This window comes from Marinobacter sp. BSs20148 (assembly GCF_000283275.1).
Taxonomy (GTDB): domain Bacteria; phylum Pseudomonadota; class Gammaproteobacteria; order Pseudomonadales; family Oleiphilaceae; genus Marinobacter; species Marinobacter psychrophilus.
In genome coordinates this window covers 3,895,983-3,910,341 of the sequence record NC_018268.1, presented here as the reverse complement: position 1 = coordinate 3,910,341, position 14,359 = coordinate 3,895,983, and the positions used below count along the sequence as shown (strand labels likewise).

Sequence of the window (14,359 nt, the reverse complement as noted above, 5' to 3'; positions counted from 1 at the left end):
GAAATACGTTGTGGCATTCTACAGTGAAAGGCAGGAGGCGATTCAACCTTCGTGGCGGCTGAAGTCTATGGGGTCCAGTCGATAAAAACCGCGCAGTGCTTCGTAAACGTCCGGTTGTTCGGCTTTCAGATGTTTTGGCTGCTGAAAAAAAGCCTCTGTAAGCACCGCAAAAAATTCGGCAGGCTCGGTGGCGCCGTAAGGGTCTAGCCAGCTTTTCTGATGATGCCGCAAGCTGGATCGCAGGTTCTCATACGCTTTGGTCATCGTTTTTTGCCACACTTGGGCTTGCTCGCCGCTTAGTGGCGGCGCACCGTCTGCAGTGCCGTCCAGGTAGTCCAGTTGGTGGGCGAACTCATGAAGAATAACGTTGTGCGGGCCATCTGAATTCATCGCGCCTTCTTCGCATTCAGACCACGCCAACACGATTTGCCCCCGGTTAGACGTTTCGCCCGCTCGAACTTGATCTTGAACACTAACCACGATGCCATCACTCTGTGCTGTTTGAACGCGATACGCATTCGGGTACACCAGAATGCTGCGAACATCGTCATAAGAAGCGTAGGGGCGGGCCAGAATAAGCAGGCAGGCGTGGCCGGCAATGGTAATTTTTACCCGCTCGTCCACATGAAAGTCGGCGCAGCCGTAGAAGGCCTTTTCGGAAAGAAAAAGCTGAACGTATTTTTCCAGCTGTTTTTTCAAGGGCGGGGGGAGTTTTTGATAGAGTGGCATATGGGCCCGCAGCAACTTGCGCCAGGCTTTCGGAAAAGGCTGTTGCAGTTCACGTTGTCGCCGCCAGTTGCGGTAGAAAAACAGGTAAAATATCGCGAAAGCGATAAGCGCCAGAGCAAACACGGCGAATACAAATGGCGAAGACAATGTGGCTGTGTCCTGTCTGGAGAGCGGTTTTGCCATCTTATCCTATTCATCTATGAGGTGTTGTTATGTCGAATAAACGAGTAGTGGTCATCACCGGTGCGAACCGCGGAATAGGCCTGGAGCTAGCCCGGCTCTTTGCTGCAAAGGGTTGTGAGGTGATTGGCGTGTGTCGTGAAACGTCGACCGAGCTTACGGAAGTAGCTGCCAAGGTTGTTGTTGGTGTGGATGTTACAACCGACGCCGGTGTGGAAAGGCTGATGGCCGGCTTGCAGGGCGTTCAAATCGACGTACTGATTAACAACGCGGGTCTGTTGCAGGATGAAGTACTGGGCAGCATCGATTTTGACTCCCTGCGTACCCAGATGGAGGTCAATGCCTACGCACCGTTGCGAATCGCCGAAGCCCTGTTCCCGCAAATTTCTTCCGGTGGCAAGATCGCGAATATCACCAGCCGCATGGGGTCGATTGCTGATAACGACTCTGGCGGTCGCTACGGCTACCGTGCCTCCAAAGCCGCATTGAACGCGCTTGCGAAATCTCTGGCGATAGACTTGAAACCCCACGGTATCGCCGTCGCCCAGCTTCACCCGGGCTATGTGAAAACTCGCATGGTGAATTTTGGCGGGCTGATTACGCCAGAAGACTCTGCGAAAGGGTTGGTTGCGCTGATTGAAGGGCTCAATCTGGAGAATTCCGGAACCTTCTGGCACAGCAACGGCGAGCAGTTGCCCTGGTAGAAGGAAGACGGTGATAGAGGGTGGGGTGAAAGGAACAGCGTGTTAGCGAGAAGGGCATAGTGGAGAGAAGGGCGTGGTAGAGTATTGCGCCTGAATATTGCGGCGAATCCTTTGCCGGTGTGTTGACGACTTTTGAGGTTTTTATGGCCCGTTTTGAACTGCTGGGTACCGCCACCATTCCGGGCAAAGGCACGGAGCTGCGTCTGCTCCAGCGCAATGATGAGTTTTCGATCAAAATTGCCGGCAAGTCCGGCGAACTGATGAACAGCCGCCTTCACGGCTCCGAAGATGCCTTGGCAACGCTCGCTTGCGAGCGGATTGCCGATCACCCCGCACCACGCGTACTAATTGGCGGTTTGGGCATGGGCTTTACGCTGGCAGCGGCCCTGGGCACGCTGGGTGGTAAGGCTGAAGTAACCGTGGCTGAGTTGGTGCCGGACGTCGTTGAATGGAATCGCGGGCCACTGGGCCTTGCGGCGGGTTATCCCTTAAAGGATCCCAGAACAAAAGTGCACGTCGGCGACGTGGTGCAGCTGATCAAAGACTCCCCGGGCCACTATGACGCCATTTTGCTGGATATCGACAACGGTCCCGAAGGAATGACCCGTAAGGAAAATGATTGGTTGTACACCGCCGCCGGTATTGCCGCCGCTCAGGCCGCGCTAACGTCCGAAGGCATTCTGGCTTACTGGTCGGCAGGGCAAGACCCCACTTTTACCGAACGGATCAAGCGTGCCGGGCTGTCTGTTGAGCCGGTGACGGTGCGTGCCCATCGCCCCGGAAAGGGTGCTAAGCATGTCATCTGGCTGGCGTGGTAGTGGCTTTGGTTATGAGCGCTCTTTGTAAGAATTCTTTGTGTGTATTCCCTATCAGTATTGCGGCTTAAATTAAGGAACCCCGATTAATGTCTTGGATGGTCATGGTTACTCAGATTCTTCTTCCGGTGCTGCTGCTATTTTGGTTTGCACGGTTTCCGGCAGCTGGCTTTCTGGCCTTTGGGCTTCAGGCTATTTCAGTTGGCGCTGTTATTCTGGGGATAGGGCTCGCGGCTTTATGGACTATGCCGCCTTTCTGGATACCGTATGTTTACGCCGTTGTGTTCCTGTTGATTACAGCTTGGCATCTTGTGCGAGGCCGCCTCCTGGGCAACGGATTTTGGCAAGCGTCAGCCGGGCCAACGACGCTGGTGCTTATAGTAGCCGGGTTCGGCTCGATCGGCGGTTATATGGGTTATCTGGCGTGGCTGGGCCGTGAACTCCCGCCGGTAGACACCGTGAATATTGCACCGCCTTTCGGCGCGGGCGACTATCTGGTGGCGCAAGGGGGCTCAGGCAGGCTGGTCAATATTCACCTGCATACACTGGACAAATCGGTAGAGCGATTCCGGCCCTGGCGGGGCCAGAGCCGCGCGCTCGACATTGTACGGATTACGCCATTTGGCCGTCATGTAGAAGGCTGGCAACCCGCTGACCCAGCTCGTTATGTCACCTTCGGAACAGCGGTGTTAGCACCTTGTAAGGGGGAAGTCACCAGAATTGTGGATGGTATTCAGGACATGCAGGTTCCTGAAATAGACCCTGAGAATATAGTAGGCAATTACGTCGCTGTTGATTGCGGTGATTTCTTTGTGGTGTTAGCGCATTTGCGCCAGGGCAGCGTTCAGGTTCGGGCCGGAAACAGTCTGGAAATTGGCGACAAGCTTGGGGAGATGGGTAATTCCGGCAATAGTTCAGAGCCGCATTTGCACGTGCATGCCCAAAGAAGCTTGCCCGAAGAGGCTCCGCTAAGTGGACAGCCTCTGGCTTTGACGATCAACGGAGACTTTTACATTCGAAACGACAGGATTAAGGTCTCGGGCCCCGGCGCCGCACAAGATTAATCCTCACGCACAACGAAAACCGACACGTTACTGTGTCTGACGATGTTTGCACCATTCGAGTGGAGAATGTGCAAGCGATCGCCGGTGCCAGGCGAGTGTGACGCCATGATGACCAGGTCTGCACCGGTTTCTTTGATGGATTCCAGCAATCGGTCATCCAGTTCCACGGCGGTATCTGCCGTCGAGATCACTTTGCTGTCGGTAGCGACGCCGTGTAATTTTCCCTGCTCTTGGGCAAAAGTGTTGAGCTTTTTGGCCAGTTCTTCCGGATTGTGTGCAGCGGCGGACGGATTCGTGTTGGTGACCGCGATGTAGCAGAGTTTGGCGTTATAGTGCTTGGCGATGTCGATTGCCGTGTTGAGCGCCTTTGACATTTGCGCCGTACGTGACAGGTCGACGGGCACGAGAATTTTGCGATACATAGTGTTTCTCCCTATCCACATTCAAACGTGGAGCCATTTCCTTCCACAATTAAAAGCGTGGCAGTAATTCCCGGATATTGCCACGTATGAAGGCTCAAAAGTTTGGACATGGCGTCTTTCTGTCTTCCATGCCAGACTTCAAGAGTACACAAAAAGTGAGGTGTTTCTATGGATCTCCAGAGACCTTTTGGGGGTGGGCGCTAATGACTCACCTGAAGCAGACAGTTTGGGTGATGATTGTGGCAATTCTCGGAGTTGGCAACGTTATGGCGACAGAAGAAGCCGAATACACCGTTGTACTCAAGGATCAGAGCTTTGAGGTGCGCGATTACGAGCCACACATCCTGGCCGAGACCATCGTAGACGGAAAGTTTTCTAACGCCGGTGACAAGGCCTTCGGCCGCTTATTCAAATACATCTCCGGTGACAATGCGTCCCAGCAGACAATTGAAATGACCTCACCGGTCGCGCAGGAAGCTGAAAGCGAAAAGATTGATATGACGTCGCCGGTCGGTCAGAAGCGGGAAAACGACAGCTGGGTCGTAAGCTTTATGATGCCCGCGTCTTATACAATGGAGACGCTGCCGCAGCCCAAAGACCCCAAAATAACGTTACGTCAGGTTCCCAGGCAGCGCATGGCTGTGGTGCGCTATTCAGGCACCTGGAGTGAAAAGGGTTACCAGAACCACAAGAATAAGCTAGACGCGTGGATCAATGAAAACGGCTTTCGCGCGATTGGCGAGCCGGTTTGGGCGCGCTACAATCCGCCCTTTATGCCCTGGTTTTTGCGCCGGAATGAAGTGTTGGTTCCTATCGTAATTCCGGTGGACATTGAGTGATGCTCTGCCAGCCTGCATCCAAAAGCCTTAGTAGCACGTAACGCTTTGAACAATTCTGTTCTGTTAGAGCAAAAGCCATGAGTCCATCCGACGAGTCCCGGGTTATTGAGATGGCCTGGGAAGACCGAACGCCTTTCGAAGCCATTCAGCAACTGTACGGCATGTCAGAACCCGAGGTTATCCGGTTTATGCGCAAGTCACTGAAGCCAGGTAGCTTCAGACTGTGGCGGGCGCGGGTGTCGGGCCGCTCAACAAAACACCTGAAGTTGAGAAGCCCGGACATAAGCCGGGGTTATTGCCCAACTCAGTACAAACAGCGCTAAACCCCTGGCATTACCCCTCCAGTTCTTTGACCCGCTGCGCCAGCACAGAGAAATTAAAGAGCTTGCCCTTTGGCAGTAGCAGCAACAATAACGACACCGCAATCGGTACAAAGGTTGCCAGCAGGAAAGATTCCAGCAAATAGGTGAGCGGCGCCCCCGGTGCGGGAAACAGCATCAACCCGGTAGCTAGGCCGGCAAACGTGCTAATCGCGGCGTTGTAGCTTTGGTAACGGGCGTTGTAGAAGCCGAAAAATACCGGGAAAGCGGCGGCGCAGCACAACAGGTCGGCCAGCAGAAACAGGTAAAGCACGCTGTAGCCTTGGGCCGCCACGAACAACACTGGTATCGACAACAACACAATCAGCCAACGCGATAGCGACAGCAGACTATGGTTGCCCAACTTGGGCAGCAGTCTGCGCAGGTCTATGACCATGATGCTGGTCAGCCCGCTGATGGTGGAGTCTGCGCTGCTCATAATCAGTGCCAGCCCGAAGGGTAGCAGGCCAATCGCAAACCACACGGGCACATCCGCCAGTAGCACGCTAAACAGCGCCACCGAGCCGTCCCCCGGCAAGCCCAAACCGACAAACGCCAGCCCGAATAAGCCCATGATGAAAATGATGGGGAAGCTCAGCAGACCGCTGATAATAAAACCGTTGCGGATAACCTTGTTATCGCGGGCGGCGAAAATGCGCTGCCAGGCGCCCTGATAAAATAATCCGGTCAGCACCACCGCCAGGAAAAAAGTCAGGCCGGATTTTAGGCCGTTGATGTCCAGCGGGTCCAGCAGATGCGGAGCTTTTTCCTGCAAGCCTTGCAGCGCCGGAGCCAAACCCCCGGTGGCCTGCCAGCCAAAACCAATCAATAGCGCCAGGAATGGCAAAATCACCAGCATTTGTACCCGGTCGGTAAAAATAGTGACCCGTAGGCCGCCGTACAGGGTGTACAGCAGGGTGGCGCCCATGACGATGCTGGCGGTTAGCCAAAGAGGAACTGGCGCCAACAAAGACACCATTTTGGCAATGGCCGTCAGGCCCGCTGTCAGGCTGATAAAGAGATAGAAAACCATGATCACCAGCACGAATCCGTACATAACACGGCCATAGCGGCCGAGCACAAATTCGGTGAGGGTGTGGCCTTCGGGCATCAGTGTGCGAATGCGTTTACCCAAGGGAATCATGATCAGCCGCGGCGCCAGGGCACCCAGCGCATAACCGGTAACGGCACCAATACCACCCCAGGTGGCGGCTTGCGCCGGGCCAAAAAGAATCCAGGTGCCCATGGTGGTCGCCAGCAGTGTCAGCAGGGTAGCGGAGCTGCTCTGGCTGTTGCGGGCCACCAGAAAATCGTCCAATTTGTCTTGCTTGTGGCGGGCGTAAATCAGGCCGGGTATGGCAAAAAGTGCAGCAAATAAAACAAGCCACACAAGGGCGGTAGAGGTGCTTAGCATTGGTAAAACTTCCTTGCCGTGGCAGACGGGAGTGTCATCGCCAAAGGTGGCGAACGACTGGGACAACCGGGACAAACCGCAGGGAAAGAAAGGAGCGCACAGGCAAGCGTAAAGCAGGCTTTATCCTTCCCTTCGCCGGCATTACCCGGATCAGGTTCGAAGGGTTACCGCACAAAGTGCGGAGTCTCAGCCATCGCAATGGCGCCCCCAGGAATGTCAGTAGAGTAGGAAGTCTGCTCGTACTTGTCAATTGCAGCTAGTTTGTGGCGGTTTGGCCTGCATATTCGCGCATTCGTTATGCTATGGTTTGGGCTCGACACGGGGTGTCCTGCTTTGCAGGGCTGAGAGCACACCCGTTGAACCTGATCCAGTTCACACTGGCGAAGGGATGTCAGAAGGTGCGCTGGTACCAAATCTGTCCATTCATACCTTCGCCTCAGCCATGAGGTGTCTATGCATAAATCCATCCGTCTTGATCAACAACTGGTTTTGATAACCGGTGCTGCCCGCGGTTTGGGGGAACATCTGGTGCGTGCGTTTTTGCGCGAAGGCGCCAGTGTGGTCATCAACTATCGCAACAGCGCCGAAGCGGCGCACAAACTGGCCGCCGAAGAACCGGTGCGTGCGCTTGCGGTGAAGGCTGATGTGACCGACCGCGCCGCTGTACAGGCGATGTTTGCCCAGGCGCGGCAGCATTTCGGGTTTCCGGTGACCACGGTCATCAATAATGCCTTACCGGATTTCTCATTCAACGGCGATGCTCGCCCGAACGCGGAGCAGCTGACCTGGGAGAATCTGAACCAGCAGTTTGCCGGCGTGGTGGGCGGTGCGCTGAACACCACTCAGGCGGCACTGGCTGGTATGCGTGAAGTGGGTTTTGGTCGCATTGTGAATGTGGGAACCAACCTGTTCCAGAACCCGGTGGTGCCGTACCACGATTACACTGCGGGTAAAGCGGCTTTGCTGTCACTTACCCGTACCTTGTCTCAGGATCTGGGCCCAGACAACATCACCGTCAATATGGTGTCGGGTGGCCTGCTGCGCACCACGGACGCATCGGCTGCTACGCCCGAGGCGGTGTTTGATTTCATCGCAGCCAGCACACCGTTGCGGCGGGTGACTACGCCGGCAGAGTTTGCCGATGCCACTTTATTTTTTGCGTCACCCTGGTCGCGCTCGGTCACCGGGCAGAACCTGGTGGTAGACGGTGGGTTGGTGAAAAACTGATGACGGCTCCAGATGCACATCAACGGATGATGCACATAAATCTTTTTTTGATGGGCTGCGGCCATCATCGGGCAGCCTGGCGCCACCCGCAGTCGGCGGTGGAGCAGTTGGGAGACATTCGCTATTACGAGCGCTTGGCGCAAACCGCCGAACGCGGGAAACTAGACGCCGTATTTTTCGCCGACAGCAATTCGGCGGGCAATGTGTCAGATGGCAGCTGGTTTTACCTGGAACCGCTAACGGCCATGGCAGTCATGAGTCGGGCGACAGAAAAGATCGGGTTTATCAGCACCGTATCCAGCACGTTTTACACACCGTTTCATGCTGCGCGTCTTGTCGCGTCGCTGGATCATATCTCTGGCGGCCGCATTGGTTGGAATGTAGTTACTTCGATGTTTGATGTAGAAGCCCGCAACCACGGTTATGAAGCTATGCCCGGCCACGCCGAGCGTTACCGCCGCGCCGACGAGTTTGTGCAGGCGGTATTGGGATTGTGGGACTCCTGGGCCGATGACGCTTTGCGGTTTGATCGCCAGGGCCATTACGCCGATCCCGCCAAGGTGCGTCCGATAAACCACCAGGGTGAGTTTTTTCGGGTAGACGGACCGTTGAACGTACCGCGCCCGGTACAGGGGCATCCGGTGCTGTTTCAGGCCGGCGCGTCAGAGCCTGGGCGGGAGCTGGCGGCCAGATGCGCCGAGGCGATTTATGCAGTTGCCTATGATTTACCAGCGGCGCAAAACTATTACCGCGATATCAAACAGCGGGTAAAAGCCGCTGGCCGCGAGGTTTACGTGCCGATTCTGCCTGGCTTGGTCACTTATGTGGCACCCACCGAGGCGGAAGCAAAAGCCAAGCAGCGTGAGCTTGATGAGTTGTTACCTGTCGATGCGTCTTTGCGTCAGCTGGCCATGTTTATCGGCCAGGACTGTTCGAGCTGGGATTTGGACGCACCCGTGCCAACACTTCCGCCATTGGAGGAGTTTAGCGGGCCACAGGGTCGTTACAGCACCATTTTACGCATTATCGAAACGGAACAGCCGACTCTGCGCCAGCTGTTGGGCCGGCTGGCGGCGGGGGGTGGCCACTGCACTATGGTTGGCACGCCACGGCAGATTGCGGACAAGATGGAGCACTGGTTCCGCAACGAGGGCGCCGACGGGTTTAACTTGATGCCGCCATCGCTGCCCGGTGGCATCGAAGACTTTATCGAGCAGGTGGTGCCGGTGCTGCAAGGTCGCGGGCTGTTTCGTACTGAATATCAGGGCAGCACTTTGCGCGAACATTTAGGGTTGGCCAGGCCTGATCATCGCTGAAACGCTATTTTTACTGCCCAATATCAAATCACGGTACAAACACTTGCAACAGTCTCCGCTTGTGCAAGTCGGTACCCACACAAACAGGAACACAATATGACAGAACAAACCTTGGACAAACCATTGGTGATCGCAGGGCGGCAGTTCACATCGCGCCTTATGGTAGGCACTGGCCGCTACAAAGACTACGATGAAACCGCGCGGGCACTTTACGAAAGCGGTGCCGAGGTCGTAACGTTTGCCGTGCGCCGCACCAGCATTGGTCAGAACCCCGACGAACCCAACCTGCTGGATTTTCTGCCACCAAACCGCTACACGCTGCTGCCTAATACCGCCGGCTGTTACGATGCCCGTTCTGCGGTGCGTACCTGTAAGCTGGCCCGCGAGCTGCTGGATGGCCACAATCTGGTCAAGCTGGAAGTGCTGGGCGATGACGCCACTCTTTATCCGAATGTGGTGGAAACTCTAAAAGCGGCCGAAGTGCTAATTCGTGATGGCTTTGACGTGATGGTGTACACCAGCGACGACCCCATTGTTGCGCTGGAGCTGGAGAAGATCGGCTGCTGCGCGATAATGCCCCTGGGCTCGTTGATTGGCTCTGGCCTTGGTATTCAAAACCCCCACAACATTCGTCTGATTGTCGAGCGCGCGAGCGTGCCCGTGTTGGTGGATGCCGGTATTGGTGCCGCTCACGAGGCTGCTATGGCGATGGAACTGGGGTGTGATGCAGTATTGTTGAACTCGGCCATTGCTCATTCGCCAAACCCTATTGCCATGGCCCGTGCCATGCGACTGGCGGTGCAAGCCGGGCGTGAAGCATTTCTTGCCGGACGCATGCCCCGCCGCCAACTGGCAGATCCGTCATCACCGCTGGTCGGGCGCATCGCCGGCGCCTAACACCTCGATTTTAAGATGCAGCGTTGACTGTTGCCAGGCTTTGTTTTGTTCGCAGAGTCTGGTTTTTAATGTCTGCTGGGTTAATTCTGATTTTCCATATTGACTGCTTTACCTCCGCGACCCGGCGCACGAGCGCCGCCTTCGGCCTCCATTTGTACGCTTATGCGCGGTGCAGCCACGTCCAGATACAGGTCTTCCATACGTCGTTTTAGCAATAGATTGAAGGCTCGTGACACATCCCACTGGTACTCTGGTTTGGTGCGCATACGCATGCGCAAAACCGGACAACCGTCTTCAAACGCGTGAATACCCTGCATTTCAAGGGGCGACCAGATCAGCCAGCGCATGGCGGGATCCGCACGCAGTTCTTCTGCGGTGTCAGTCATCAGTTTGATGGCGTCATCAATAGGCAGGTCCGGCGGTACCCGGATCTTTATCAGCGCAATGCCAAACTGCCGTGACATATTGTGAATCGAGCTGATTTTGCTGAAGGTAATGTGGTGTACCACCGCTTCCAGGTCCCGCAGCCTCACGGTGCGTAGATTGAAGCCTTCTACCGTGCCCATAAAACCGTTGATTTCTACGAAGTCGCCCACCGACATTGAATCTTCCACCACAATAAACAGCCCGGTGATTAAATCCTGTACCAGCGTCTGGGCACCAAAACCGACCGCCAGACCGATAATACCGGCACCGGCCAGCAGCGGCGTAACGTCTACCCCGACAATGGAAAGGCTGACGAGAAAGGCCACCACAACAATGATGATCAAAATGGTGGTGCGGAGAATGGGAACGATGGTTTGGGCGCGCGCTGCCCTAAGGCGTTTTTTGCGGTCGCCACGGCGTACAGCACGCTCCAGAAGCTCATCGGCAAAGGTCCAGGTTAAGCTGGCGACCAGCCCCGTAACCGTCAGCGCAAACAGGCTGTCTGCCAGGCCAGCACTGAGGGATGGCTTGTCGGCCAGCCCTAGCAGGGACAGATCCCATACTTGCAGTGCTATTTCAAAGAATGCCAGCCATAACGCAATTTGTAATAGGCGATAGCCGAATTTCACCAGGCGCCGGCTGAAGGTGCTCAGGGACTTGTGGCGGGAGCTGCTTTTCTGAATGCCGACAACGCCCTGCGCTGCCAAGGTGACAATCAATACCAGTGAAACAATAAGCGCCTTGCCCAGGGCCGCATCGCCTGAACCGCCTTTGGCAAAAACAGCCACCATAGAGGCGCCAATCGCCAGCAACAACGGAATATGCCAGAGCCGTGCCAGCAGGCCGACGAGTTCCCGCCATACGCCTTGATTCTTGCGCTGGTTATAAGGCTGGTTGCGTATCAGATGGGTGATCGGGCGGCGGTTGCGGATAATCACGAAGATTGCCAGCAGGGCACCAAACATGCTGAACACCAGTGCCAGAGTAGAGGCCAGATCGGCGCCGAGCTGCGACACCAGCTCTGCCGATCCGAGAGCGTCTTCCAAAGCGAACATGGCACCGATAATGAACAGTGGAAACAGCGTACGCTTATGTAAAATAGCAACAGCGGCGGTTCGGTGGCCGCTGGAAAAAACCGAAATCATGACATCGAATAATGATGTCAAAAGGCGGCCGCACAGGCTGATATAAGCCAGCACAAGAACGGTGCTTTGCGCGGTGTCTGAAATGGCCAGCATGCGCAGACCCAGCAGCAGGAACAGGCCAACCAGTGTCAGAATCCAGGGGATTATCCGGCGTGCAAAATGCGCCATCAGCATCCACGGCTTAGCGCGCCGGGGCATTTCCAGCGGCCAGTCGCGGCGAATAAACAGCACTCGGGCCAGGCGCGACAGGCTGTACAAAAGCGCCGCCCCCAGTGCCAGCCCGATGGCGGTTTCTGCCACCACCTTGAATGAGGCAGCGGCTATAAGTCCCTTGCTGGCGCTCAGCGCGTTATCAAAATTGACTTTCCAGCGCCCCAGTGACTCACCAGCAGCACCGCCAGAGCGTGTAAGATCATCAAAAAATTCCGCCAGCGCCCCCAGCAGGCCCTGCTGAGTGGGCGAGTTTCGCTGATCTTCAATGGCTTGCGCCTGCAGGCCCTGTTGCAGAGTTCGCAGCTGTTTGATCAGGTCTTCGCGGCTGCTGTCGTCTTGCAGGGCCTGAATGGTAATTTCAAGTGACTGGCTCAATTCTTCTGCAGAAGCCGTTTTTTTCTGTTCTTCCTGGCTCGATCCGGGCAGCCCCGGAATTGCTGGCAGCGACAACCCCTGGGCCTGGGTTGCGGTGGCCGCAAGGCACAGCAGCGCAACACCTATAACAAGCGCAAAAAATGGTGCCGTGAACAAACGGGAACCCATGGGTTGGCCTTTTATGTGCGGTAGTATCATCAGCGTACCGCGCGTTGTAGATCTTCCAGGAAATCCTGTATTCGTTCGGCATTCGTGCCCAAATCGCTTTTACCCAGGCGTGAGGCGGAGCGCATGTCTACACGCACGCCGTCGCTGGTGTCGGTCAGGCGAATCACCACATCGTCTTTAAAACCGAACCAGCGGGTAGAGGCTGTCGCTTCAAGAGTGATGGCTGTTGCTTCAAGGGTTGTTGGGCTAGCCTCGGCCAGTTGCCAGTCGCGGGCAGCAATCAGATCCCGTACCGCTGTTTGCACTCGCGCCATGGGTACCGCCAGTGTGACGGGCTGCAACATGGGGTAAGAAGCCCGTTGTTGGCGCGCGGTCTCAATGCCGGGATAATCCACAGCGTTGGGCGCAGCTTCACGGGCGTTGGCCAGGGCCACGAACGCCGGAGGATTGTCCATGTCAGTGGTAATGTCGTGAATAGGCGGTACCGTTTGTGCCCGCTGCTGCATTTGTACCGGCATCGCAATCATCGTAACTGCCACCACGGCGACCACTGCTCCGGTCAAAGCCGCACCCCAGCGCTTGCACAGACCGGCAACCAAGAGGCTCACTATGCCCAGTATGGCGGCTACCGCAGCCAGCTGCGCGCCCATTCGCAGCCAGCTAAAGGCATCGCCCAGGGCAATCCATTCCATGCGAAATGCTGTCCCGGACGTCGTCATTAGCGCACCGGCGGCAATTAGTGCGGTGACTGCCAGCCAGGCGCACAGTACAGGCCACTTGCCACCGCGACGATGGGGTTGTGAAAGCGATGACATAGCAATTACTCCTGGTTGTGTTGAGCTACGTTTAATAAGAGCAGCATTGGGTTGGTTCTGCTTACAAGCATAGTGTGCAATGAGGTGAAGTCTCAAGGCGACATAGACGTAACCGCTGGCACGCAGCAGTTTTTTTTGCGTCGCGCCGAGCGACCCTCCTATAATCGCGGGTCTGCCGCCTGCTACGCTTCTCTCCGGCGGCCAGCTTCACGTCAAACAATAAGGAAAAAGAACATGCTGAAACGTTGCACGTTAATTGCCGCCGCCGCAGGCGCGCTTTTGTTTGGGTCTATTGCCCATGCTCAATACAAAGACGAGTACACCGTATCTACCGTGTTGCCATCGGCCTTTCCCTGGGGTCAGGCGGCCGACAAATGGGTAGAGCTGGTGAACGAGCGCTCGGAAGGGCGTATCAACATGAAAATTTACAGCAACTCCCAGCTGGTGTCTGGTGACCAGACTAAAGAATTTTCTGCCATGCGCTCCGGACTGATTGATATGGCGGTGGGCTCTACCATCAACTGGTCACCCCAGGTGCCGGAACTGAATCTGTTCTCGCTGCCGTTTCTGATGCCGGATTACTCCGCCATTGATGCGATTACCCAGGGCGAGGTCGGCGAGGCCGTTTTTGCCGCCATCCAGAAACGTGGTGTAACGCCCTTGGCCTGGGGCGAAAACGGTTTTCGTGAACTGTCTAACTCCAAGCGCGCGATCAGCGAGCCGGCAGACGTTGAGGGCTTGAAAATCCGCGTGGTAGGTTCGCCATTGTTTCAGGATACCTTTAATGCTCTGGGCGCCAACCCCACTCAGATGAGCTGGGCCGATGCCAAGCCGGCGCTGACCACTGGTGCCGTGGACGGCCAGGAAAACCCGCTGTCGGTGTTTGATGTGGCACGTATTGATCAGGTAGGGCAGGAGCACCTGACCCTGTGGCACTACATGGCAGACCCGCTGGTATTTGCTGTTAACAATCGGATTTGGGCGACATTCAGCGCCGACGATCAGGACTTGTTAAAGCAGGCTGCAATAGACGCCGGCCAATGGGAAATTGAAAAGTCTCGCAGTGAGCTGGACTCCACCTTGGCCGCTATCAAAGAGCGTGGCGTAACCGTCACCGAACTGACGCCGACCCAGCGCGATGCGTTCATCAACGCTACCCAGTCGGTCTATCAGGACTGGTCACCGCGGATTGGTGAAGACCTGGTCAAGAAGGCCCAGCAAGCCGTCGCTGACCGCCAGCAATAAGCGTTC

14 protein-coding genes and 2 riboswitches are annotated in these 14,359 nt (G+C 56.0%); of the genes, 9 read left to right on the top strand and 5 right to left on the bottom strand.

Features of this window, described 5'->3' with window-relative positions; all coding sequences use genetic code 11:
* Positions 1-42 precede the first annotated feature (42 nt).
* The gene (locus MRBBS_RS17865; RefSeq protein WP_014873014.1) at positions 43-876 is read right to left on the bottom strand and encodes a zinc-dependent peptidase; all 834 of its coding nucleotides are present in this window, start codon (positions 874-876) and stop codon (positions 43-45) included.
* A gap of 65 nt (positions 877-941) precedes the next feature.
* On the opposite strand from MRBBS_RS17865, the gene MRBBS_RS17860 reads away from it, so the two are divergent.
* The 3 genes from MRBBS_RS17860 (at position 942) to MRBBS_RS17850 (ending at position 3,492) form a co-directional block, all read left to right on the top strand.
* A complete protein-coding gene (locus MRBBS_RS17860; protein ID WP_014873013.1) occupies positions 942-1,613 on the top strand; it encodes an SDR family oxidoreductase in 672 nt (223 codons plus the stop codon).
* A gap of 143 nt (positions 1,614-1,756) precedes the next feature.
* Positions 1,757-2,431, top strand: a complete 675-nt coding sequence (locus MRBBS_RS17855) for a hypothetical protein (RefSeq protein ID WP_007348170.1) — start codon at positions 1,757-1,759, stop codon at positions 2,429-2,431.
* An 86-nt stretch (positions 2,432-2,517) separates the two neighbouring features.
* A complete protein-coding gene (locus tag MRBBS_RS17850; RefSeq protein WP_014873012.1) occupies positions 2,518-3,492 on the top strand; it encodes a M23 family metallopeptidase in 975 nt (324 codons plus the stop codon).
* Here MRBBS_RS17850 and MRBBS_RS17845 read toward each other — a convergent pair.
* Positions 3,489-3,914 (bottom strand): universal stress protein, encoded by a 426-nt coding sequence (locus tag MRBBS_RS17845; RefSeq protein WP_014873011.1) that lies wholly within the window; start codon positions 3,912-3,914, stop codon positions 3,489-3,491. The genes MRBBS_RS17850 and MRBBS_RS17845 overlap by 4 nt on opposite strands.
* A gap of 203 nt (positions 3,915-4,117) precedes the next feature.
* On the opposite strand from MRBBS_RS17845, the gene MRBBS_RS17840 reads away from it, so the two are divergent.
* Positions 4,118-4,753, top strand: a complete 636-nt coding sequence (locus tag MRBBS_RS17840; protein WP_014873010.1) for an SOUL family heme-binding protein — start codon at positions 4,118-4,120, stop codon at positions 4,751-4,753.
* Positions 4,754-4,830: 77 nt separating this feature from the next.
* Positions 4,831-5,076 carry a TIGR03643 family protein gene (locus MRBBS_RS17835; protein WP_007348173.1) on the top strand — a complete coding sequence of 82 codons (246 nt, stop codon included), beginning with the start codon at positions 4,831-4,833 and terminating at the stop codon, positions 5,074-5,076.
* A 10-nt stretch (positions 5,077-5,086) separates the two neighbouring features.
* Here the strand turns inward: MRBBS_RS17835 and MRBBS_RS17830 are convergent, their stop codons facing one another.
* Entirely contained in the window at positions 5,087-6,526 is a 1,440-nt protein-coding gene (locus tag MRBBS_RS17830; protein WP_014873008.1) for a sodium:solute symporter family protein, read from the bottom strand.
* Positions 6,527-6,636: 110 nt separating this feature from the next.
* Positions 6,637-6,745: riboswitch (TPP riboswitch) on the bottom strand.
* A gap of 90 nt (positions 6,746-6,835) precedes the next feature.
* A riboswitch (TPP riboswitch) is annotated at positions 6,836-6,932 on the top strand.
* A 47-nt stretch (positions 6,933-6,979) separates the two neighbouring features.
* Here MRBBS_RS17830 and MRBBS_RS17825 point away from each other — a divergent pair.
* The 3 genes from MRBBS_RS17825 (at position 6,980) to MRBBS_RS17815 (ending at position 9,966) form a co-directional block, all read left to right on the top strand.
* A complete protein-coding gene (locus MRBBS_RS17825; RefSeq protein ID WP_014873007.1) occupies positions 6,980-7,753 on the top strand; it encodes a 3-oxoacyl-ACP reductase in 774 nt (257 codons plus the stop codon).
* Positions 7,753-9,069: an LLM class flavin-dependent oxidoreductase gene (locus MRBBS_RS17820; RefSeq protein WP_144012728.1), complete on the top strand. Its 1,317-nt coding sequence runs from the start codon at positions 7,753-7,755 to the stop codon at positions 9,067-9,069. The genes MRBBS_RS17825 and MRBBS_RS17820 overlap by 1 nt, the downstream gene beginning before the upstream one ends.
* 96 nt (positions 9,070-9,165) lie before the next feature.
* Positions 9,166-9,966: a thiazole synthase gene (locus MRBBS_RS17815; RefSeq protein ID WP_014873005.1), complete on the top strand. Its 801-nt coding sequence runs from the start codon at positions 9,166-9,168 to the stop codon at positions 9,964-9,966.
* A gap of 80 nt (positions 9,967-10,046) precedes the next feature.
* Here the strand turns inward: MRBBS_RS17815 and MRBBS_RS17810 are convergent, their stop codons facing one another.
* A complete protein-coding gene (locus MRBBS_RS17810; RefSeq protein WP_050996668.1) occupies positions 10,047-12,323 on the bottom strand; it encodes a mechanosensitive ion channel family protein in 2,277 nt (758 codons plus the stop codon).
* On the bottom strand, positions 12,323-13,108 hold the full coding sequence (locus MRBBS_RS17805; RefSeq protein ID WP_014873003.1) for a DUF1499 domain-containing protein: 786 nt from the start codon (positions 13,106-13,108) through the stop codon (positions 12,323-12,325). The genes MRBBS_RS17810 and MRBBS_RS17805 overlap by 1 nt, the downstream gene beginning before the upstream one ends.
* 234 nt (positions 13,109-13,342) lie before the next feature.
* Here MRBBS_RS17805 and MRBBS_RS17800 point away from each other — a divergent pair, with 234 nt between their 5' ends.
* On the top strand, positions 13,343-14,353 hold the full coding sequence (locus MRBBS_RS17800; protein WP_014873002.1) for a DctP family TRAP transporter solute-binding subunit: 1,011 nt from the start codon (positions 13,343-13,345) through the stop codon (positions 14,351-14,353).
* Positions 14,354-14,359: the final 6 nt, after the last annotated feature.